This is a genomic window from Pelagerythrobacter marinus, assembly GCF_009827515.1.
GTDB classification, from domain to species: Bacteria; Pseudomonadota; Alphaproteobacteria; order Sphingomonadales; family Sphingomonadaceae; genus Pelagerythrobacter; species Pelagerythrobacter marinus.
In genome coordinates, this window is record NZ_WTYO01000004.1 from 108869 (window position 1) to 129774 (window position 20906).

The window sequence follows — 20906 nt, forward strand, 5'->3', positions numbered from 1 at the left end:
GAACAGGGGAGACAAAGACCATGCGTTCGCTTTCGAACATGCTCGCCGCAGGCGCCGCGCTCACCGCGCTGGCAATGACCTTGCCCACCACCGCCACGGCCCAGGAAACGGAGACCACCTCGGGAATGACCAACCCGGCCCACGCCGCACCGCTGATCCCGCGCGAGGATCTTTTCGGCAACCCGACCCGCAGCGCCGGGCGCCTGAGCCCCGACGGCCGGTGGCTGAGCTGGCTCGCGCCGAAGGACGGGGTGATGAACGTCTGGCTCGCGCCCGTCGACGATCCCGCCGCCGCCCGCGCGATGACGAGCGCGACCGAGCGCCCGATCCGTTCCTATTTCTGGGCCCCGGACAGCCGCAGCCTGCTCTATATCCAGGACAAGGGCGGGGACGAGAACTTCCTGCTCTACGGCATCGACATCGCCAGCGGGAAGGAAACCACCCTGACCCCGTTCGAAGATACCCGGGTCCAGATCGTCGGCACGTCGGAGAATATCCGCGACCGGATCCTGGTCGGCCTCAACAATCGCGATCCGCGCTACCACGACGTCCACATGCTCGATCTCAACACCGGCCAACTGACCCTGGTGCTGCAGAACGACGCCTATGCCGGCTTCCTGGCGGACGACAATCTCGACTTGCGCATGGCGCTGCGCCCCAACGCGGCGGGCGGGATGGATTTCTTCCCGATCGTCGATGGCGAGATCGCCGACGAGCCGGCCGAAAGCACCGGGCTGGAAGATTCGCTGACGACCCAGCCGGCCGGTTTCACCACCGACGGCAAGACGATGTACTGGATCGACAGCCGCGGCCGGAACACCGCCGCGCTGATCGCGCAGGACGTCGCAACCGGCGAAAAGACCGTGATCGCGCAGAACGACAAGGCCGATATCGGCGGCGCGCTGACCGATCCGAGGACCGGCGAGATCGAGGCCTACAGCTTCACCTACCTGACCACCGAATGGACCGCGATCGATCCCGAGATCGGGAGCGCGCTCGACTGGCTCGACCAGCGGCTGGAGGGCGAGTTCGGAATCCAGTCGCGGACCGAGGACGACAGCAAGTGGGTGGTCTGGAACGACCCGCTGACCGCGCCGGTGCGGACGTTCATCTACGACCGCGAGGCGGGCACGCTGGAGGAATTCTACGTCAGCCGGCCCGAGCTGGAAGGCGCGCCGCTGCAGCCGATGCACCCGCTGGAGCTGACCGCGCGCGACGGGCTGACCCTGCCGTCCTACCTCACGCTGCCGCCGGGCTCCGACGCCGATGGCGACGGCGTTCCCGAGGCGCCGGTGCCGATGGTCCTGCTGGTCCACGGCGGCCCCTGGGCGCGCGACGGCTATGGCTACGATTCGCAGCACCAGTGGCTGGCCAACCGCGGCTACGCCGTTCTCAGCGTCAATTTCCGCGGCTCGACCGGCTTCGGCAAGGAATTCATCTCCGCCGGCGACCTCGAATGGGGCCGCAAGATGCACGACGACCTGATCGACGCGGTGGACTGGGCAATCGAAAGCGGCGTGACCGCGCCCGACAAGGTCGCGATCATGGGCGGTTCCTACGGCGGCTATGCCACGCTCGCCGGGCTGACCTTCACGCCGGAGAAATTCGCCTGCGGCGTGGACATCGTGGGCCCGTCCAACCTCGAGACCCTGCTGGAGACGATCCCGCCCTACTGGGCGCCGCTGGTCGAACAGTTCCACCAGCGCATGGGCGATCCCGACACGCCCGAAGGGCTGGCCCTGCTGAAGGAACGCAGCCCGCTCCATTCGGCGGACCGGATCACCAAGCCGCTGCTGATCGGGCAGGGCGCCAACGATCCGCGGGTCAAGCAGGCGGAAAGCGACCAGATCGTCGCTGCGATGCAGGAACACGGGATCCCGGTCACGTACGTGCTCTTCCCCGACGAGGGCCACGGGTTCGCCCGCCCGGCGAACAACATCGCCTTCACCGCGATCAGCGAGAATTTCCTCGCCACCTGCCTGGGCGGCCGGGCCGAGCCGATCGGTGACACCGTCGCCGCGTCCTCGGCGCAGATCGTCGAGGGCGAGGAATTCGTCCAGGGCCTGGCCGAAGCGCTCGCCGACTGACGCTTACGTAAAGTGCTGGCAAAAGCGGCCGCGCGGGGGTACCCATCCCCGCGCGGCCATTTTTTGCGGGAGAGGCACAATGGGCGATCGCAAGGCGATCTTCATCACCGGCGGCGGTTCGGGCATCGGGCGGGCCATTGCCCACCTGTTCGGCCAGCGCGGCTGGTTCGTGGGCGTGGGCGACATCGACACCGCCGGGATGGACCAGACGCTGTCGGCCATCGGCAACGGGTACACTTACGCCCACAAGTTCGACGTGCGCGACCGCGCCGCCTGGGACACGGCGCTGGACGCTTTCGCGACCGCGGCGGGCGGCCGGATCGACGTGGTCGCGAACAACGCCGGCATTCCGCTGGGCGGATCGCTGTCGGAAAACAGCACCGAGGAAATCGACCGCTGCATCGACATCAACCTGAAGGGCGTGCTCTACGGCGCGCAGGCCGCCCTGCCCTGGCTGGAGAAGACCGCGCCGGGCAGCTGCCTGCTCAACACGGCCAGCGCGGCGGGTATCTACGGGACGAGCGGGGCCTCGGTCTATTCGGCGACCAAGTTCGGCGTGCGCGGCGCGACCGAGGCGCTCGACGCCGAATGGGCCGAGCTGGGCGTCAGGGTCCGCAGCCTGTGCCCCGGCTTCATCGACACGCCCCTGCTCGAACATGCCCCGAACCAGCAGAGCAACGAGGCGATCCGCGACCGCGTGCGCGCCGCGGGGCTGGAGATCACCCCGGTCGAACAGGTGGCCGAAGCGGCCTGGGCGGCCGTCCATGGCGAGCGGCTTCACACCCTCGTCGGCCAGACCGCGCGGCGGCTGGCCTTCGGCGCGCGCTGGATGCCCGGCCGGGTGCGCAGGATGGCCCGCGCCACCGCGCGCCCGCTGGGGCAGTAAGCCGCCGCCTCAGAGCGCGTCGATCGCCTTCGCCATGTCGGCATCGCGCTGCGACAGGCCGCCTGCATCGTGCGTGGTCAGGGCGATCTGCACCCGGTTGTAGACGTTCGACCACTCCGGATGATGGTCGGCCTTGTCGGCGAGCAGGGCGACGCGCGTCATGAAGCCGAAAGCCTCGTTGAAATCGGCGAACGCGAACGTCCGCTCGATCGCGTCGCCGTCGCGTGCCAGCGACCATTCGGGGTGCCGGCGCAGCAGCTCTTCGCGTTCGGAATCGGTCAGGCGGGCAACGGCCATTTCGTGTCTCCTTGTTAGGCCGGGCGCTTTCGCCTAACCCGCGCGACCATGCAAGCGCACCTCGCCGCGACCGATCTCGCCTGCCGCAGGGGCGAGCGGGTCCTGTTCCGCGGCGTCTCGCTCGCGCTCGGCCCCGGCGCGGCCTGTCGCATCGCCGGGCCCAACGGGATCGGCAAGACCAGCCTGATCCGCATTCTCGCCGGCCTGCTGCGCCCGCTCGCCGGCACGGTCGAACGGCGCGGCATGGTCGCCCTGCTCGACGACCGCCATGCGCTGGACGCGCAGCTCCCCCTCGGCCGCGCGCTGGCCTTCTGGGCCCGGCTCGACCGCGCGGACGTGGGCCGGCAGGCCCGGCGCCTGGGCCTGGCGGGGCTGGAGGACGTGCCGGTCCGCTATCTCTCGACCGGGCAGAAGAAGCGCGCTGCACTCGCCCGCCTGGCCGCGCAGGGCGCGCCGGTCTGGCTGCTCGACGAACCGCTCAACGGCCTCGATGCCGAAGGTGCCTTGCTGTGCGAGGCGCTGGTCGCCGAACACTGCGCCGAAGGCGGCATCGCCGTGGTCGCCAGCCACCAGGTGATGGCGATGCCGGCCCCGGCCACGCTGGCGCTGGCCGACTTCGCCCTGCCCGGCCCGGCCGGCTCCCGCCAGGGGGAGACGGCCGCGTGAGGACGATCGCCGCCCTCCTGCGCCGCGACCTGGCCCGTCTGCTGCCCGGCGGGCGCGGAGGCGGGATGATGCTGCCGCTGCTGTTCTTCCTCGCCGTGGCCATGGTCTATCCCTTCGCCGTGGGGCCGGACGCGCAATTGCTGGCCGCCACCGGCGGGGGCGTGATCTGGGTCGCCGCGCTGCTCGCCGCGATCCTGCCGCTCGACCGGCTTCTGGCGGGCGACGTCGAACAGGGCCTGTTCGACCAGTGGGCGCTGCGCGGCATTTCGGAAGAACTGGTAATCGCCGTTCGCCTGTTCGCCCACTGGCTCGGCTTCGGCCCGTTCCTGATGCTGGCGGCGGTGCCCGCCAGCGCGCTCGTCGGGATCGACGGGGAAACGCTGCTTCTGGTGGAACTGGGGCTGCTCGCGGGGACTCCCGGGCTGGCGGCGATCGGCATCCTGATCGCCTCGCTGACGATCGGCCTGCGGGGCAGCGCGGCGCTGGCCGGGCTGCTGGCGATCCCGCTGGCCGTGCCCCTGCTGGTGTTCGGCGCGGGGGCGCTTTCGGCGCCGGGCGAAGGCGGGCTGGCGCTGACCGGCGCGATCAGCCTCCTGCTCGTGGCCATCGCGCCTTTCGCCGGCGGCGCCGCGATCCGCGCCGCGCGCGAGGAATAGTCACGCCCCGCGCGTCAACCCACGCAGAAATGCCAAAGCCCCCTTCAGTCGTAAGGGGGCTTGTGCAGGCCCTTCTCGCTCAGCGTGAAGATCTCGTTGCCGGTTTCGGTAATGCCGATCGAGTGTTCGAACTGGGCCGAAAGGCTCTTGTCGCGGGTCACGGCGGTCCAGCCGTCCTTCAGCAGTTTCACCCACGGTCGGCCGAGGTTGATCATCGGTTCGATCGTGAAGAACATGCCCGGGCGCAGTTCGGGCCCGGTGCCCGCGGTCGCCGCGTGGACGACTTCGGGCGCATCGTGGAACAGGCGGCCGAGGCCGTGGCCGCAGAACTCGCGCACGACGCCGTAACGGAACTGGCGGGCATGGGCTTCGATTGCGGCACCGATGTCGCCCAGGCGTGCGCCGGGCTGGGCCTTCTCGATCCCGATCATCAGGCATTCGTGGGTCACGTCCACCAGGCGCCGCGCCTTCAGCGGAACGTCGCCCACCAGGTACATGCGGCTGGTGTCGCCGTGCCAGCCGTCGAGCAGCGGGGTGACGTCGACATTGACGATGTCCCCGTCCTTCAGCGCCTTTTCCCCCGGGATGCCGTGGCAGACGACGTGGTTGATCGAGATGCAGCAGGAATGGGTATAGCCGCGATAGCCCAGCGTCGCCGGGACCGCGCCGCCCGCGAGCATGAGTTCGCGCACCTTGTCGTCGATCTCGGCCGTCGTCACGCCCGGCTGCATCAGCGGGACGATCGCGTCGAGGATGCTGGCCGCCAGCCGGCCGGCGCGGCGCATCCCTTCGAAGCCCGCTTCGTCGTGGAGCTTGATGGTGCCGTCGCGGATCACCGTGTCGCGGCTGTCGATCACCTGGTATTCGGTCATGCCCGGCGATGTAGGCGCACCGGCGCGCAATTGCCAGTTTAACGCGTGCCAGCTTGTGGGAGCCGTACTATCGGGCGGCGAAGGCCGCGCGGTATTCGCTCTTCACCGCGTCGAGCACCGCCGCGTCCACCGGGAAGTTCAGCTCGTAGGCACCTTCGGCATAAGGACCGGCGACATAGGGGCCGAACCAGATCCCGATCCGGTCGAACGCGCGGCCGTTCGACGACCCGACGAGGACGGTGGCATCCTTCACGTGCTGGCAGCTGTCGAAGCCGAAATCGTCGCCGCCCGGGCCGGCGGGCAGCGGCTCGCCCCGCCGCTGCGCCCGCTGCGCGTCGAGCGCCTCGCACAGCTTCTCGCCCAGCGCATCGTCGAGCGCCTCGGCGGAGCGGAACATGTCCACCCCGTCCCTCGCCCGCCCGGCCCGCTTGTCCCAGACCAGCGATTCGAGGCCGTACATCCCGTGCGCCCCGCCCGAATAGGTCGCGAACTCGCCCGAAAGCGAGAGGAAGCCGGGCGTTTCGGCGACCACTTTCCATTCCTGCGAATAGCTGTGCGGGCGATAGGGATAGTCGTTCGCCTCCGCCTGGGCGCGGTCGTCCCCCGCCTGCTCCTCCAGCGCGCTGCGGGCGTCTTCGCGCTTGCGGTCGAGCATCGCGGCGAGATCGGGGATCGCCCCGGCCGCGGCGGGGTAGGCATAGTCGAAGCTGTAGGTATCGTTCTCTTCCTCCACCGCGCTCGCGCCGCCGCCGGTGGCAGTGGCATTGGCCGTCGCGGCGCCCTGGGCGCCGACAGCTTGCGCGCCAGCACCCTCCTGCGAGACGCCCAGTTCCTCGCTCACCTCGTCGGGCGAGGAACAGGCGGCCAATGCGAGTGCAACCGGGATGGCGGCAATTGTGCGAAACGACATTGGATTTTCTCCCGCGAAAGGCGCTATCGGGCGAGTATGGGCCAGAACGCTACTCTCATTCAAGACGATCGCGGCCAGGACGCGATCCCGATCCACCTCGTCGGCAAGGACGGCTTCGAGGACTGGTCGCGCAGGCTTTCCGCCGGGCAGCGCGCCGCGCTCGCCGCGCAGCGTTTCGACGGCAGCGGGTTCCAGGTCGGCATCGTGCCCGATGGCGACGGCTGGTTCGCGGTGGGCGGCGTGGCCGACCCCGATTCGCTGTCGAGCTGGTGCATGGCCCGCCTGGCCGAGACCCTGCCCGCGGGCACTTATCGCCTTGCCGGGGGCGATCCCGGCCCCGCGGTCCACGGCTGGCAGACCGCGCAGTACCGGTTCGAACGCTATCGCAAGGAAGAGGAGCCGACCGGCCCGCGCGTGCTGCTGAGCGCGCAAGTGCGCGACATCGAACCGGCCCTGGCCGAGGCGCAGGCCGTGTGCCTGGTGCGCGACCTGGTCAATACCCCGGCCGAGGACATGGGCCCCGCCGCGCTGGAGGAAGAGTGCGAGCGGCTGGCCCGGGCGCACGGGGCGAAGCTGTCCACCACCCGCGGCGACGCGCTGGAGCAGGGATTTCCCATGGTCCACGCGGTCGGGCGCGCCGCCGCGCGCCACCACGCGCCGCGCCTGATGCACCTGACCTGGGGCAAGGAAAGCGATCCCGTGCTGGCGCTGGTCGGCAAGGGGGTCTGCTTCGATTCGGGCGGGCTGGACGTGAAGTCGTCATCGGGCATGTTGCTGATGAAGAAGGACATGGGCGGCGCGGCCCACGCGATCGCGCTGGCCGGGCTGGTCATGGGGGCGAACCTGCCGGTGCGGCTCCACCTGATCGTTCCCGCGGTCGAGAACGCGATCTCGGCCCATTCCTTCCGCCCGGGGGACGTGCTTTCCAGCCGCAAGGGACTGACGGTGGAAATCGGCAATACCGATGCCGAAGGGCGCCTGATCCTGGGCGACGCGCTGACGCTGGCGAGCGAGCACGGCCCCGACCTGGTGATCGATTTCGCCACCCTGACCGGCGCCGCCCGGGTCGCCCTCGGGCCCGAATACCCGGCGCTGATGGCGCGGCGCGACGAAACGGCCGCCGCGCTGATCGAAGCGGGCAAGGCGCACGACGACGAACCCTGGCGCCTGCCGCTGCCCGAAGCCTATGCCGAGTGGCTGAAATCGGACATCGCCGATACCAACAATGCCCATGGCAATGCCTTCGCCGGGGCCAGCGTCGCGGGCCTGTTCCTCGACAAGTTCGTCGGCACGCTGGACGACGGCACGCCGATCGACTGGGCCCATTTCGACACGTTCGCCTGGCGCCCGACGCCCAAGCCCGGCCGGCCCAAGGGCGGCGAGGCCTATGGCCTCAGGGCCGCGTGGCACATGCTGCGCGCGCGCTACGCCGGCGGATGACCCGCGGGCGCCGCGCTTGCCCAGCGGCCCCGCAGGGGGTAAGCGCGCCGCACCCAGACTTTCGAGGTCCGCAAAAGAAACTCCCGTGACGCCGCAAGAACAATACCCGTTGCCCGAAGGCCCGATCGGCCTGAAGGGCCCGGTCGCGCGCCCCGCGCCCGGCACCCTGCCGCTGCGCGGCGACCTGGCCCATGTCGCCCTGGCGGGACGCTTCCTCGCCGCCCATTACGTCGTGCCCCAGCCGCGGACCGTCGGCCCGCAGGGGGCGGCCCTGCACCTGGCCCCGCGCGACGACAGCGAGATCCTGGCCGAGCTCGAGGCCGGGGCCGCGATCGAGGCGCTCGACTATGCCGGCGACTGGTGCTGGGCCACCTGCGGCCCGGACGGGCCGAGCGGCTACCTGCCGATCGGGCGGCTGGCGCAATGACCACCGCGGTCTTCGTCGATGGCGCGGCCGGGACCACCGGGCTGGAGATCGTCGAGCGGCTGCGCGGCCGCGACGAGTTCGCGCTCCATGTGCTGGAGGGCGGCCGGCGCAAGGACCCGGCGGCCCGGCGCGAGGCGCTGAACGATGCCGACATCGCGATCCTGTGCCTGCCCGACGATGCCGCGCGCGAGGCGGTGGCCCTGATCGATCCGGCTTCGGGCACGCGCGTGATCGATGCTTCCAGCGCCCACCGCACCGCCGCGGGGTGGGCTTACGGCTTCCCCGAACTGGTCGGCCGCGACACCATCGCCGCCGCCGCCAGGGTCAGCAACCCCGGCTGCTATCCGACCGGCTTCCTCGCGCTCGTCGCGCCGCTCGTGCGCGAGGGGCTGCTGCCCGCCGACTGGCCTTACACGGTCAACGCGGTGAGCGGATATTCGGGCGGTGGCAAGGCCCTGATCGAACGTTTTCGCGCCGACGGGGCGCCCGCCTTCCGCGCCTATGGCTACGACCTGGCGCACAAGCACCTGCCCGAGATGAAGGCCCACGCCGGGCTGGCGCACGACGTGATCTTCGCCCCTTCGGTCGTGCCCGCCTATCGCGGCATGATCGTCGAGGTCCCGCTGCACCTGGGCGCGATGGAGGGCGAGCCGACGGCCGACCGGCTGCGCGATGCCCTGGCGCGGTTCTACGCCGGCTCCGAGGTGGTCGCGGTCGCCCCGGCGCGGGACACGGGCGAGCTGCTGCTCGAGCGCGAGGCCGAGCCGGGCGACGGCATGACGCTGCACGTTTTCGGCAATGCGGGCGGGTGGAACGCGCGGCTCGTCGCCGTTCTCGACAACCTCGGCAAGGGCGCCAGCGGCGCGGCGATCGAGAACCTCAACCTGATGTGCGGCCTTCCCGAGACCGCCGGCCTGCGCCTCGGTGCCTGATTTTTAGGCAGCGACTGGATTCCGATTGGGCAAACCGGCCTGCTCCGGGGCCGGCGCGATCGCGCCCTTTCCCTGCGCGGCGGGCACTTTTTGCCATCTGGCACGCTTCTTGATTTGCGTGCCCGGGTAAGCGATGAGCCGGACCGGGCGGGCAAGGAACTCCGCACGGATCGGCACATTGCGCAGGGATCGAAGGCCACATGAAAAAGATCGAAGCGATCATCAAACCCTTCAAGCTCGACGAGGTGAAGGAGGCGCTGCACGAAATCGGCGTGTCCGGCATCACCGTGACCGAGGCGAAGGGCTTCGGCCGCCAGAAGGGCCATACCGAGCTCTATCGCGGGGCCGAATACGTCGTCGATTTCCTGCCCAAGGTTAAGCTGGAAGTGGTCGTGGGCGACGAGATCGCCGAACGCGTGGTGGAGGCGATCGCAGCCGCCGCGCAGACCGGCCGCATCGGCGACGGCAAGATCTTCGTTTCCACCATCGAGTCGGCGCTGCGGATCCGCACCGGCGAGAAGGACGACGACGCCATCTGAGCTGCGCCCCGCGCGCACCCGTTCACCGCCCGAACCCGGGCAACCAAGAGGGAACCACATGTCCAAGGCCAAAGATGTCCTCAAGCAGATCGAGGAGCACGAGATCGAGTGGGTCGACCTGCGCTTCACCGACCCCAAGGGCAAGTGGCAGCACCTGACCATGACCGCCGCCATGCTGGGCGAGGACGAGCTGGAAGACGGGCTGATGTTCGACGGCTCCTCCATCGCCGGGTGGAAGGTCATCAACGAAAGCGACATGATCCTGAAGCCGGATCTCGAGCGGACTTACATCGATCCGTTCAGCGCCACGCCGATGCTGATCCTGTTCTGCGACATCGTCGAGCCTTCGACCGGCGACTGGTACGCGCGCGATCCGCGCTCGACCGCCAAGCGGGCGGAGAATTACCTCAAGAGCACCGGCATCGGCGACACCGTCTACGTCGGGCCGGAGGCGGAGTTCTTCATGTTCGACGACGTGCGCTTCGAAGACGGCTATGCCGGTTCGGGCTACGCGATCGACGACGTCGAGCTGCCGACCAACAGCGGCAAGGAATACGAGGCGGGCAACCTCGCCCATCGCCCGCGTGCCAAGGGCGGCTATTTCCCCGTCGCCCCGGTGGACAGCGCGGTGGACATCCGCGGCGAGATGGTCGCCACGATGACCGAGATGGGCCTCAAGTGCGACAAGCACCACCACGAGGTGGCCGCCGCGCAGCACGAACTGGGCCTGTTGTTCTCGACCCTGGTCGAAACCGCCGACAACATGCAGATCTACAAGTACGTCGTGCACCAGGTCGCCCATGCCTACGGCAAGACGGCGACTTTCATGCCCAAGCCGATCAAGGACGATAACGGCAGCGGCATGCACACCCACATGTCGATCTGGAACGAAGGCAAGCCGACGTTTGCGGGCAACGGCTATGCCGGCCTGTCGGACAACTGCCTCTATTACATCGGCGGCGTGATCAAGCATGCCAAGGCGCTGAACGCCTTCACCAACCCGACCACCAACAGCTACAAGCGGCTGGTCCCCGGGTTCGAGGCGCCGGTCCTGCTCGCCTATTCGGCGCGCAACCGCTCGGCATCGTGCCGCATCCCCTATGGCGCGGGCGACAAGGCGAAGCGGGTGGAATTCCGCTTCCCCGATGCGATGGCCAACCCCTACCTCACCTATTCCGCCCTGCTGATGGCCGGGCTGGACGGGATCCAGAACAAGATCCACCCGGGCGAGGCGATGGACAAGAACCTCTACGACCTGCCGCCGGCCGAGCTGGCCGACGTGCCGACCGTGTGCGGTTCGCTGCGCGAGGCGCTGGAGGCGCTTTCGGCCGACCACGACTTCCTGCTGAAGGGGGACGTGTTCACCAAGGACCAGATCGAAGCCTATATCGAGCTGAAGTGGGAAGAGGTCATGCGCCTCGAGACCACGCCCTGCCCGGTCGAATTCGACATGTACTACAGCGCCTGAGGCGCTGGACCCGATCACCACGGGACCCGATCACCGAGGGGGGCGTCCGGACGCGAGTCCGGGCGCCCTTTTGCATTGCGCGCCCTTTCGCCGGGTCGCGAACGGCGGGACGGCAACCGGCGGGCGGCGAACGGCCGGTTGCGAACGGCCGATTGCGAACGCCCGATTGCGAACGGGGGCGCCGGAGCCGGGCCACAAACCATTTTCCTACATGGCCATTTGTTGCCTAGTTGTTCCGCCTCGAATCGCAATCGACGAGGTGCCCCGATGCAACGCAAGACGATATTCCACGCGGTCCGGCAGATGCTCGGCCGCGGCTTCCGCCAGCGCGAGGTCGAGGCGCTCGACGCCGCGATCGATGCCGCGGCCGGTACCGCGCCCGAGACCGCGCCCCGCCGGGCCGGCGGAGGGCGCGAAAGCGGCGCGGAATTCTTACCCCAGGACAGTGTAACACCCGGTCCATGTCTCCCCCCGGACCGCCCGCCGCGGACGATCGGCGCCGAGGGGATCGCACTGGTCAGGCGGTTCGAGGGGTGCGCCCGCAAACGGCTCGACGGGCTGGTGGAAGCCTACCCCGATCCCGGCACCGGCGGGGCGCCGTGGACGATCGGCTGGGGCGCGACCGGGCCCGGGATCGGCCCCGGGACCGTCTGGACGCAGGAGCAGTGCGATGCACGCCTGCTGCGCGACCTCGAGCGCCATGCCGCCGACGTCGCCGCCGCGATCGGCGATGCGCCGACCACGCAGGGGCAGTTCGATGCCCTCGTCTCCTTCCACTACAACACCGGGGCCATCGCCCGCGCCACCCTGACGCGCCGCCACGTCGCCGGCGATCATGCCGCGGCCGCCCGCGAGTTCGCGCGCTGGAACCGCGCCGGCGGGCGGGTGCTGCGCGGCCTCGTGCGCCGGCGCCGGGCCGAGGCGCGCCTCTATGCCGGCGAGCGGCCGTGACCGGGCCGGGCCGCCCGGCCGCGGTCAGTAATCGCGGCTGACCTCGGCCCGCACGCTCTCGCGCCCGATGGTCGAGACGCTGGCGAGCAGCGAGAGCCAGGAGGTGACGCGGAACTCGACCTCGGTCGCGCTGTAGCCCTGCCCGTCGGTGATGATCTCGGCATAGAAGCGGCGGCCGAAGTTCTTGCCCACGGCCACTGCCGTCCCGCGGTCCAGCGCCGGGTCGGGCCCGACGATCCGCAGCCGGTCGAGCCCGATGGCGGAGCGCAGCTGGTTGATCGGGTCCAGCCCCCCGCCCCCGCGCAGCGAGGCGACCGCCGCGCCGAGCTGGAGCGCATCGGTGGCCGAGAGGTCGGCGATCGACCCGCCGAACAGCAGGCGGGCGAGGATCTCCTCCTCCGGCAGCGCGGGCGTGGAACTGAAGCTGATCTCGGGCTGCATGGCATTGCCCTGGACCTGGACGGTGACGTCGAGGCCGTCGCGCTCGGTCTCGGCGCGGATGTCCAGCCGCGGATCGATCGGGCCGGTCTCGTCGAACTCGATCTGGCCGCGGGTCAGCTCGAAACTGGCCCCGGCGAACGTGTACTCGCCGCGCACGACCTCGGCCTCGCCGCCGATCCGCGGATCGTCGGTCGTCCCGCGCACGCGCACGTCGGCGCGCCATTCGCTGTCCAGCCCCATGCCGTCGACATCGACGCGCGACGGGGCCCGGGCATCGATCAGGTATCGCCAGGGGGCGCTGGGGGCGGCGCGCGGCGCGATGTCGGCCGGGGCATTGACCTCGCGCGTGCGGATCTGCGGCAGGTCCTGCGCCTCGTCCATCGTGCCGAGCGACCAGCTCGCGCGGTTGACCAGCAGGCGGCCGGCGATCGTCCCGCCGATCCCGTCGGACACGATCCGCAAGGGACCGGTGACCGTGGCGGACAGGCCGTTGGCGTCGAGGAGGCGCGCGTTGCGCGCGGCAATGCGGATGTCCATCTGCGGGCCGCGCTGGCCCAGGTCGCGCAAGGTCACCGTGCCGCTGCCCGAAACCGCGCCGCCGCCCGGCGCCGTGCCGGAAAAGCGGGTCAGGCGCAGGCGCGCGCCGGCAAAGTCGCCCCGCGCGCTGACCCCGGTGATATCGGTGCCCGACAGGCCGCTGCGCAGCCGCAGGTTGTCGCTCGCCAGCGATCCGCGCACTTGCGGGTCGGCCAGCGTGCCGCTGACGTTGGCGGCGACCGAAAGCGGCCCGGTCAGGTCGAAGGTGTCGATCGCGGCCAGGCGCCAGAGCGCGTCGGCCGGGCCGGCGAAGCGCAGTTGCGCGGCCAGGCTGCCCGCGCGCAGGCGATCGAACAGCGCCCCCGCTGCCGGCATGCCGGAGATCCGCCCCTGCAGGCGGCCGCGCCGCTCGCCGCCCTCGTCGATCACGGCGCGCGTTTCCAGCTGGCTCGCGCCCAGCCGCGCGACCAGCGACAGGTCCACCGGGCGCGAGGTGAGGACGAGCCCGGAACGCGTGAGCCCTTCGACCTGGACGCGCGCGGTGCCGGTCGGCACGCCGCCTGCCCCGGCGCTGAAATCGACCACCCCGGAGATCGTCCCGCCGAGGCCGAGATCGTCGGTCACCGCGTCCACCAGCGAAAGCGGCATTTCCGCCATCTTCAGCTCCAGCGCCGTCGGGCCGGTGCCGCCGAACCGGCCGGAGGCGATCGCGATCCCGTCGCCATAGCTCACCTGCGTCGGTTGCAACGCCCACCCGCCGCCCTCGCTGGCGAGGAGGACCGCGCGCCGCGGCATCGTGATGCGGCGCCCGGCGAAGAACCCGCGCGCGGCCACGGCGATGCGCTGCGAGGCGATCTCGGCGTCGATCTGCATCCCCAGCCGGCTGCCGCGACGGCCGGTGAAGGCGACGTTGACGTCCCCCTGCCCGTCGCGCAGCTGCGCATCGGCCATCAGGCGGCCGAGGAACAGGCTGCCGTATTGCAGCCCCTGCGCGGTCATCTCGCCCTCGATCGTCGTGCTGCCTTCGGCCAGGAGACCGCTGGCGACGATGTCCGCCCGGCCGATCGCGATCGGGGTCGCGCCGCCGAAGCTGGCATTGCGCGCATCGATATCGACGTCGAACGCCTGCCCCCCGCCCCGCGGGGCAAGCGCGATCGTGCCGTCGAGCCCGCCGCCCGCCAGCGCGAGGTCGCCCGAAACGCCCGCGTCGCCGAGCACGAGGTCGCCCCGCACGCTCGTCTCCCAGAGGTCGAGCCGCTCGACCGCGATCCGCGTCGGTCCGCCGGCCGGCATCAGCAGTTCCAGCCGGCCGTCGAACGGGCCGAGCATCGATCCGCCCTCGGTATCGATCAGGAACCCGTCTTCGCTCGGCGCGATCGCGACCCGCACGTCCTCCAGCCCGGCCGCCGGCAGCGGATCGGCGAAGACCAGCGCGGCGCGCGGCCCGGCGCCGTCCAGCCCGGCCTCGACCGTGAACGGGCCATAATCGGTGTGCGTGCCGCGCCCGGCGATCGTCGTCGTCCCGCCCTGGACCCGCCCGTCGAGCGCCAGTTGCAGCTTCTGCGAATCAACCGTGAGATCGCGGAAGACGACCGGGCCGTCGGCGCTCAGCCCCACGCCGCCGCGCACGGCGATCGTCGGGCCGGCGAGGTTGGCCAGCGTGGCGTTGGTCACGCTACCGATCCGTCCCGCGAAGTTGGCGCGCAGCCGCCAGGGCACGCCGTCGGCGACGCGGAACAGGACCTTGGCCGTGCCGCTGGCGGAACCGACGTTGTCGAGCGGCAGCCCGCGCAGGGCGACCGGGCCGGCCAGCGCATAGGCGCCGGTGCGCGTCTCTCCACGCAGCGAGAACCGGGCGCTGGCATCGGGAAAGACCAGCCGCAGGTCGTCGGCCACGATGCGGGTGCCGCTATAGGCCACTTCGCCCGACAGGCGCCCGCGCACCAGCCGCGGATCGAGCAGGTCGTTGCCGGCGACGACCTGCTGGACGCGCAGGTCCAGGGGCAGGGTCCAGCGGACCCCGTCGTAAGTCGCCGTGCCGTCCTGCACCAGCCCGCGCACCTGGGTCGTGCCGGAAACGAACCGATCGACGACCAGGCGGTGCGCGATCGTCAGGTCGCGGAAGGCGCCATCGAGCGTGGCGACGATCCGCGCGCCTTCCACCCGCATGTCCGCCGCCGGCGCGGCCTGTGCCAGGCGCAGGTCGAGCGCGAAATCGTCGAAGGCATTGCCGGCCAGGTCCACCGCCCCCTGCGCGTCGCCCACCAGCCCGCGGGCGCGCAGCGCGAGGTCGCCGTCGAGCACGCTGTCCTCCAGCGTGCCGAACGCGGCCAGCGAGACCGGGCCTGGAAGGAGATCGGCCAGCGGCCCGTCCAGCAATGGCGCGGGGCTTGCCTGCCCGACCGCGCCATAGCGGCCGGCGCGGTTGGTCAGGCGGAAGGCGGCGAGGCGGTCGTCGTCCCGCTCCACCAGCAGCGCGCCGCGCCACTGGCTCCAGGTGCCGTCGCCGGTAATGCGCGCGCGATAGCCGGCGTCGGCCCCCGCCAGCCCGGCGATGACCCCGTCGCGCGGCGCGCGATAGTCGAGCTCGAGGTCGAACCGGTCGCCGTCCGGCTCGGCATCGACCAGCAGGCGCAGCGTGTCGCGCTGGCCCAGCCGCCCCGCGGCGTCGAGGAACACGCGGCCATCGCGAATGTCCGCCTGGGCAGACAGGTCCACCCGGTGCTCGGCATCGTCCACCACCCCGCGCGCAACGCGGAAGTTGTCCAGCTCCAGCCGGTCCACGCGAATGTCGAAATCGGGCAGGATCGGCGCGTCGGGATCGCCCGGCAGCAGCTCCGGCGCACGCAGCAGGGTCCCGCGGCGCGCGACGAGGTGGCGCACGTCGAGCCCGCTCCACAGCCAGTTCAGCGGCCGCCAGTCCAGCTCCGCCACCGGCACGGTGAGGAAGCGGCCTTCGGGGTCGGAGAGGACGAGGTCGTGCAGCGTCGCCTGGCCGTATATGTCCCCTTCGATCCGGCCGATCGCGATCCGCAGGCCGGACGCGGGCGCCACTTCGGCGATCCGATCGACGATGAAGCGCTTGCCGATCGGGCTGTTGAGCGCCGCCAGCGCGAGGACGACGAGCGCGACCAGACCCACCAGGATGCCGGCGGCCCAGCGCCCGGCCCGGCCCAGCCGCGAAGGGCCTGCCGCGCCCTCTTCGCGCGCGGGTGCATCGTCGGCGGCGGTGTCCGGCAGATCCTCCTCCGCCATCAGAAAGCCTGCCCCAGCGAAACGTAGACGGCCACGGCACTATGGTCCGGCCCCGGGTTCAGCGGCACGCCCACGTCCACCCGGATCGGCCCGAAGCCGGTGTGATAGCGCACGCCCAGGCCCGCGCCGACGCGGAACGTCTCGAAATCGGGGAACGTGCTGGTGCTGACCGTCCCCGCGTCGATGAACGGCACGACCGACAGCGCGCCGTCGAACATGCCGGTCCTGATCCGCGCCTCCAGCGCGACTTCGGCCAGCGAGCGCCCGCCGGTCGGATCGCCCAGGTCGTCGTGCGGGCCGATCTCGCGATAGCCGTAGCCGCGCACCGATCCGCCCCCGCCGGCATAGAGCCTGCGCGACGGCGCGATATTGGCGATCGCGGTCCCCTGGATCGTGCCGAAGCGCGCCCGGCCGGCGACCACCACGCTATCGCTCACCTGCTGGTAATAGCTCGCGTCGAACTGGCTGCGCAGGTAGAAGCTTTCGACCCCGTTGCTGCGCGAAACCTCGGGCGAGAGGCGCCCCGCGACGCGGAAGCCCTCTTTCGGATCGAGCAGGTCGTCGGTCGTGTCGAGCTGGAGGAACAGCGGGATCGCGCCGACGAAATAGGTCTGGCGCGCCTGCTGCGGCGCATTGCCCGCGGTCGCCGGGCGTTCCCCGGTGGCCACTGCCTCGAACCCGACGCTCCAGCTGATCGGCTTCTGGAACAGGAGGGTGGAGGACCGCTCGTAGCTGGCGACGAAGGCGACGGTCCGCGCGTCGAAGGCCGGGCTGTCGATCGTGCTGGCATAGGCATCGACGTTGAGGATGCGGTCGCGCCCGCCGAAGTTGTTGCGCCGGAAGGTGATCCCGGCCAGCTGTTCCTGCGTACCGGCGATCCCGCGCACCCGCACCGCCCCTTCGGGCGGGAAGAAGTTGCGGTGTTCCCAGCTCCCCTCCAGCCGGAAGCCCTCTTCCGAACCGTAGCCGATCGCGCCGGCGATCGTGCGCAGTTTGGCCTTGGTCATCTCGACGTCGAGGGCGACTTCGCCCGGCGTTTCCGGCCCCGGCGGGGCGACTTCGCGCTTGGTGATCGTGACCGACGAAACGAGGCCCGTGGCCACGATCGCGCGGCGCAGGTCCTGCTCCAGGCTGCGCTGGTAGACATCGCCGCGGTCGAAGCGGGCGATCGTTTCCAGGTGCCGGCTGGAGAGGAAATCGGGCGAACCGCTGACCACCTCGCCGAACGCGTACTTGCCGTTCGGCCGCACCGGCATCGTCAGGTCTCCCTGCGCGCGGGCATGGTCGATCAGCAGCTCGGGCGCGTCGATCTCGGCGAAGGGATAGCCGGTTTCGCCCAGGGCCCGATCGAGGTCGAACTGCTCCTCCACGATCGCGTCGCTCGACAGCGGGTCGCCGGTGGCAATGTCGAAGGCGTCGCGCAGCGCGGCGGCATCGGGCGCCCGGGCCAGTTCGCCCAGGTCGATCGCGCCGAAGCTATAGCGCTCGCCCGGCACGATATCGAAGCGGACCTGCGCGCCTGCATCGTCCGCCCCGCCGCGCCGGCCGGGCGCGCCGACGATGCGGATCACCTCGGCATCGTAATAGCCATAGACCTGCAGCAACTGGCCCAGCAGTTCCTCGTCTTCCCGCGCGCGGGCCGCGAGCTGGGCGATATTGTCGTCCACGTCGTCGTCCTGCAGCTCCTCGACGGTGGACAGCGCCTCGAACCGGTCGGCGAAGGCGTCGCGCATCGGGAAGGCGTCCTCGTCGGTCGGGAAGCCGAGCGCGAGCTCCGGCCCGAGCGAGACGACCTCCATTTCCGGCCCGCCGCGGAAGAACTCGCGGTCGATCTGCGCGAACTCGATCTCCTCGTCCCCGGCGAGCGGTTCGGGCCGGGGGATCGGCGCCTGGTCGGGCCAGGCGACCTCGATCGCGGGATCGTCCACCAGCGGGGAGGCGGGATCGATCGCGGGCGCCTGCTCCGCGCTGGCGCGCGCTTCGGGCTCCACCCCCTCGCGCGCCCAGCCTTCCGGGTCGTCCACCGCCGAATCGGGGATCAGGTCCTCCAGCCCCGGCGGGGCCTGGCGATCCTGCGCGAGCAGCGCGTGGGGAGCGGTGGCGAGGCCGAGCGCCGCGATCGCGGCGGCGACCCTAGTCGGCCATGCGATACTGGCTGGCGGTGCCATCCTTGGCCGGCCGGGCCGCGGCGGGCGAATCGCGGCGCCCGCCGACGGCGGCGGCGATGAGAGCGTCCTGCTCTTCCCGGCCGAGGCGGCGCCAGCCGTCGGTGCCGAGGCGCTCCAGCGGGCGGAAGCGGACCTTGTACTGCATGCTTTGCGATCCCTCGACCCAGTACCCGAGGTAGACATAGGGCAGGCCTTCCTCGGCAGCGCGGCGAATGTGATCGAGAATGATGTACGTACCAAGTCCAGACCGCGCCTCATGCTCCGGGTCGTAGAAACTGTAGATCATCGACAATCCGTCGCCCTGGCGATCGGTCAGGCACGCTCCGACAAGGCGACCCGGCCCCGAGCCGTCGGATGGTTCCCGATATTCAGCAACATAACTGCTAACCGGGGTGTGTTCCACCATGTCTGCAAAATCGAGTTCGTCCATCGACGCCATCCCGCCGCCCGGGTGGCGCACGCCGAGGTAGCGCTGGAGCAGTTCGAACTGTTCATCGGTCGCCCAGGGGCGGCACTCTGTCACTTCGAGGTCGCGGTTGCGCCGCGCGATCCGCTTCTGCGAGGACGAGGGGGCGAACGCGTCGGCCACCACGCGCACCGAGACGCAGGCCTGGCAGTCGAGGCAGCTGGGGCGATAGGCCACCGTCTGGCTGCGGCGGAACCCGATCCGGCCGAGCGCCTCGTTCAGCTCGTCCGCGTTCGGGCCCTTCAGCTCCGTGAAGACCTTCCGCTCGCTGCGCCCCGGGAGGTAGGGGCACGGCGCCGGGCTGGTCACGAAGAAGCGGGGGAAACGAACGGGGGCCGTCACGACTGGGGCTTTACCTCTCTCGGCTGGAACGGACGCTTTGCGAGCACGAACCGACTATGCCGACATGTGCGGCCGGGTAAAAGTCCCTTAACCATAGATCCGCGCCGAATGGCGCATTTTTGAACAGCCCCCTTCGAACGCCGCGCCCTCGAACGGACCTCGGCCGCTCGCAGCCTCGCGGCCGGGCGGGGCCGGACCGTCAGGCCAGTTCCACCTGGCTGACCGAGTATCCCTGTTCGCGCAGCGCCGCGACGAGGGCGTCGATCTGCTCGCGGTCGCGCGCCTCGCACTCGATATCCGTGATCAGCCCCTTCGCCGGGAGGCTGGTGAAGATCCGCTGGTGATAGATCTCGATGATGTTGACGTTGTGCGCCTCGAACTCGCGCATTACGCGGTAGAGCGCGCCGGGCCGGTCCTGCAGCGTGACCCGCAGGCGCGCCAGGCGGCCCGACCGCGCGAGATCGCGCAAGAGGACGTTCGCCAGCAGGCGGGTATCGATATTGCCGCCGCACAGGACGAGGCCGATCTTGCGCCCGGCGAAGCGCTGCGAATGCTCCAGCACCGCTGCGAGCCCGGCCGAGCCGGCCCCTTCGACCACGGTCTTCTCGATCTGGAGCAGCAGCGACACCGCCTTTTCCAGCGATTCCTCGCTGACCAGCATGATGTCGTCCACCCGGTCGGCGATGACCCTGGAGGTGAATGCACCCGGCGCCTTGACCGCGATCCCTTCGGCCAGCGTGTCGCCGCCGCAATCGCGGTCTTCGCCCTTCACTTTCGCATACATCGACGGGAACAGGGCCGCCTGCACGCCGACGACCTCGATCTCGGGCCGCAGGGCCCGCGCCACGGTGGACATGCCGGAAATCAGGCCCCCGCCGCCGATCGGCGTCACCAGACAATCGATCTCGGGCGCGTCCTCCAGCATCTCGAGCGCCACGGTGCCCGCGCCCGCCGCGACGTTGGGATCGTCGAACGGGTGCACGAACGTGAGGCCCAGCTCCTCCTCCAGCTTGCGCGCGTGGGCATAGGCTTCGTCGAAAGTCTCGCCTTCCAGCACGACCTGTCCGCCCACGCTCTCGGTCTGCATGACCTTCACCGTCGGGGTCGGGCGCGGCATGACGATCGTGACCGGCACGCCGAGTCGGGTGCCGTGATAGCTGAGCCCCTGCGAGTGGTTGCCGGCCGAAGCGGCGATAACGCCGCGCTCGCGCTGCTCGGGCGAGAGGAGGAGCAGCGCGTTGAGCGCGCCGCGTTCCTTGTAGGCGGCGGTGAACTGCAGGTTCTCGAACTTGAGCCAGATGTCCGCCCCCGCGATTTCCGACAGCGTCTTGCTGTGCATCGTCGGCGTGCGCACGACGGCGCCGGCGATCCTCTCGGCCGCGGCGCGGACGTGATCGACGGTGAGGCTGTCGGCGGAGGATTCCGCTGCGGAAACGGTGGCTGGCTCGGTCATGGCCGAGCGCCCTAGGGCAAAACGGCCAAGCAGGAAATATGCGACGTGACGGCCCCGGCGAGCGCCCGCTCGCTCCGCCGGCGCCGATCCCGGCCCCTATTGCATCCCCCGCC

Annotated in this window: 17 protein-coding genes; 10 read left to right on the forward strand and 7 right to left on the reverse strand. The window is 70.6% G+C overall.

The window, feature by feature from the left end:
• Positions 1–20: 20 nt before the first annotated feature.
• On the forward strand, positions 21–2087 hold the full coding sequence (locus GRI72_RS10020) for a S9 family peptidase (RefSeq protein ID WP_337191169.1): 2067 nt from the start codon (positions 21–23) through the stop codon (positions 2085–2087).
• A gap of 79 nt (positions 2088–2166) precedes the next feature.
• Complete coding sequence (locus tag GRI72_RS10025; protein ID WP_160733788.1) at positions 2167–2973, forward strand: SDR family oxidoreductase; 807 nt, start codon at positions 2167–2169, stop codon at positions 2971–2973.
• A 9-nt stretch (positions 2974–2982) separates the two neighbouring features.
• Here GRI72_RS10025 and GRI72_RS10030 read toward each other — a convergent pair whose 3' ends face one another.
• Complete coding sequence (locus GRI72_RS10030) at positions 2983–3270, reverse strand: 4a-hydroxytetrahydrobiopterin dehydratase (protein WP_160733789.1); 288 nt, start codon at positions 3268–3270, stop codon at positions 2983–2985.
• Positions 3271–3318: 48 nt separating this feature from the next.
• On the opposite strand from GRI72_RS10030, the gene ccmA reads away from it, so the two are divergent.
• Positions 3319–3936: a heme ABC exporter ATP-binding protein CcmA gene (gene ccmA / locus GRI72_RS10035; protein ID WP_160733790.1), complete on the forward strand. Its 618-nt coding sequence runs from the start codon at positions 3319–3321 to the stop codon at positions 3934–3936.
• Positions 3933–4592: a heme exporter protein CcmB gene (locus GRI72_RS10040; protein ID WP_160733791.1), complete on the forward strand. Its 660-nt coding sequence runs from the start codon at positions 3933–3935 to the stop codon at positions 4590–4592. The genes ccmA and GRI72_RS10040 overlap by 4 nt, the downstream gene beginning before the upstream one ends.
• A 44-nt stretch (positions 4593–4636) precedes the next feature.
• On the opposite strand, the gene map is transcribed toward GRI72_RS10040, so the two are convergent.
• Complete coding sequence (map, locus tag GRI72_RS10045) at positions 4637–5464, reverse strand: type I methionyl aminopeptidase (protein ID WP_160733792.1); 828 nt, start codon at positions 5462–5464, stop codon at positions 4637–4639.
• Positions 5465–5531: 67 nt separating this feature from the next.
• Complete coding sequence (locus tag GRI72_RS10050) at positions 5532–6374, reverse strand: DUF4163 domain-containing protein (RefSeq protein ID WP_160733793.1); 843 nt, start codon at positions 6372–6374, stop codon at positions 5532–5534.
• Between the two features lie 36 nt (positions 6375–6410).
• Between GRI72_RS10050 and GRI72_RS10055 the strand changes: the two genes are divergently transcribed.
• From GRI72_RS10055 to GRI72_RS10080, 6 genes are all read left to right on the forward strand, one after another.
• Positions 6411–7814, forward strand: a complete 1404-nt coding sequence (locus GRI72_RS10055) for a leucyl aminopeptidase family protein (RefSeq protein WP_160733794.1) — start codon at positions 6411–6413, stop codon at positions 7812–7814.
• Between the two features lie 85 nt (positions 7815–7899).
• Positions 7900–8241: a hypothetical protein gene (locus GRI72_RS10060; protein WP_160733795.1), complete on the forward strand. Its 342-nt coding sequence runs from the start codon at positions 7900–7902 to the stop codon at positions 8239–8241.
• Positions 8238–9173 (forward strand): N-acetyl-gamma-glutamyl-phosphate reductase, encoded by a 936-nt coding sequence (gene argC, locus GRI72_RS10065; RefSeq protein ID WP_160733796.1) that lies wholly within the window; start codon positions 8238–8240, stop codon positions 9171–9173. The genes GRI72_RS10060 and argC overlap by 4 nt, the downstream gene beginning before the upstream one ends.
• A 200-nt stretch (positions 9174–9373) precedes the next feature.
• Positions 9374–9712, forward strand: coding sequence for a P-II family nitrogen regulator (locus GRI72_RS10070; RefSeq protein ID WP_160733797.1), 339 nt, complete (start codon positions 9374–9376; stop codon positions 9710–9712).
• Between the two features lie 58 nt (positions 9713–9770).
• Entirely contained in the window at positions 9771–11180 is a 1410-nt protein-coding gene (glnA, locus tag GRI72_RS10075) for a type I glutamate--ammonia ligase (protein WP_160733798.1), read from the forward strand.
• Between the two features lie 267 nt (positions 11181–11447).
• Positions 11448–12131 carry a lysozyme gene (locus GRI72_RS10080; protein WP_160733799.1) on the forward strand — a complete coding sequence of 228 codons (684 nt, stop codon included), beginning with the start codon at positions 11448–11450 and terminating at the stop codon, positions 12129–12131.
• 24 nt (positions 12132–12155) lie between these two features.
• Here the strand turns inward: GRI72_RS10080 and GRI72_RS10085 are convergent, their stop codons facing one another.
• The 4 genes from GRI72_RS10085 to GRI72_RS10100 all read right to left on the reverse strand — a co-directional run bounded on the left by GRI72_RS10085 (position 12156) and on the right by GRI72_RS10100 (position 20793).
• Positions 12156–16364, reverse strand: a complete 4209-nt coding sequence (locus GRI72_RS10085; protein WP_160733800.1) for a translocation/assembly module TamB domain-containing protein — start codon at positions 16362–16364, stop codon at positions 12156–12158.
• Positions 16364–18532: an autotransporter assembly complex protein TamA gene (locus GRI72_RS10090; RefSeq protein ID WP_160733801.1), complete on the reverse strand. Its 2169-nt coding sequence runs from the start codon at positions 18530–18532 to the stop codon at positions 16364–16366. The genes GRI72_RS10085 and GRI72_RS10090 overlap by 1 nt, the downstream gene beginning before the upstream one ends.
• On the reverse strand, positions 18498–19340 hold the full coding sequence (locus GRI72_RS10095; RefSeq protein WP_160733802.1) for an arginyltransferase: 843 nt from the start codon (positions 19338–19340) through the stop codon (positions 18498–18500). Before GRI72_RS10095 ends, GRI72_RS10090 begins: the two co-directional genes overlap by 35 nt.
• A 199-nt stretch (positions 19341–19539) precedes the next feature.
• Entirely contained in the window at positions 19540–20793 is a 1254-nt protein-coding gene (locus tag GRI72_RS10100) for a threonine ammonia-lyase (RefSeq protein WP_160733803.1), read from the reverse strand.
• Between the last annotated feature and the right edge of the window lie 113 nt (positions 20794–20906).

Bases quoted from the DNA above. Each gene is read 5' to 3' on its own strand.
- GRI72_RS10020 (WP_337191169.1), top strand. From the start codon at position 21: ATGCGTTCGCTTTCGAACATGCTCGCCGCAGGCGCCGCGCTCACCGCG.
- GRI72_RS10025 (WP_160733788.1), top strand. From the start codon at position 2,167: ATGGGCGATCGCAAGGCGATCTTCATCACCGGCGGCGGTTCGGGCATC.
- GRI72_RS10030 (WP_160733789.1), bottom strand. From the start codon at position 3,270: ATGGCCGTTGCCCGCCTGACCGATTCCGAACGCGAAGAGCTGCTGCGC.
- ccmA (WP_160733790.1), top strand. From the start codon at position 3,319: ATGCAAGCGCACCTCGCCGCGACCGATCTCGCCTGCCGCAGGGGCGAG.
- map (WP_160733792.1), bottom strand. From the start codon at position 5,464: ATGACCGAATACCAGGTGATCGACAGCCGCGACACGGTGATCCGCGAC.
- GRI72_RS10050 (WP_160733793.1), bottom strand. From the start codon at position 6,374: ATGTCGTTTCGCACAATTGCCGCCATCCCGGTTGCACTCGCATTGGCC.
- GRI72_RS10055 (WP_160733794.1), top strand. From the start codon at position 6,411: ATGGGCCAGAACGCTACTCTCATTCAAGACGATCGCGGCCAGGACGCG.
- argC (WP_160733796.1), top strand. From the start codon at position 8,238: ATGACCACCGCGGTCTTCGTCGATGGCGCGGCCGGGACCACCGGGCTG.
- GRI72_RS10070 (WP_160733797.1), top strand. From the start codon at position 9,374: ATGAAAAAGATCGAAGCGATCATCAAACCCTTCAAGCTCGACGAGGTG.
- glnA (WP_160733798.1), top strand. From the start codon at position 9,771: ATGTCCAAGGCCAAAGATGTCCTCAAGCAGATCGAGGAGCACGAGATC.
- GRI72_RS10080 (WP_160733799.1), top strand. From the start codon at position 11,448: ATGCAACGCAAGACGATATTCCACGCGGTCCGGCAGATGCTCGGCCGC.
- GRI72_RS10085 (WP_160733800.1), bottom strand. From the start codon at position 16,364: ATGGCGGAGGAGGATCTGCCGGACACCGCCGCCGACGATGCACCCGCG.
- GRI72_RS10090 (WP_160733801.1), bottom strand. From the start codon at position 18,532: ATGGCACCGCCAGCCAGTATCGCATGGCCGACTAGGGTCGCCGCCGCG.
- GRI72_RS10100 (WP_160733803.1), bottom strand. From the start codon at position 20,793: ATGACCGAGCCAGCCACCGTTTCCGCAGCGGAATCCTCCGCCGACAGC.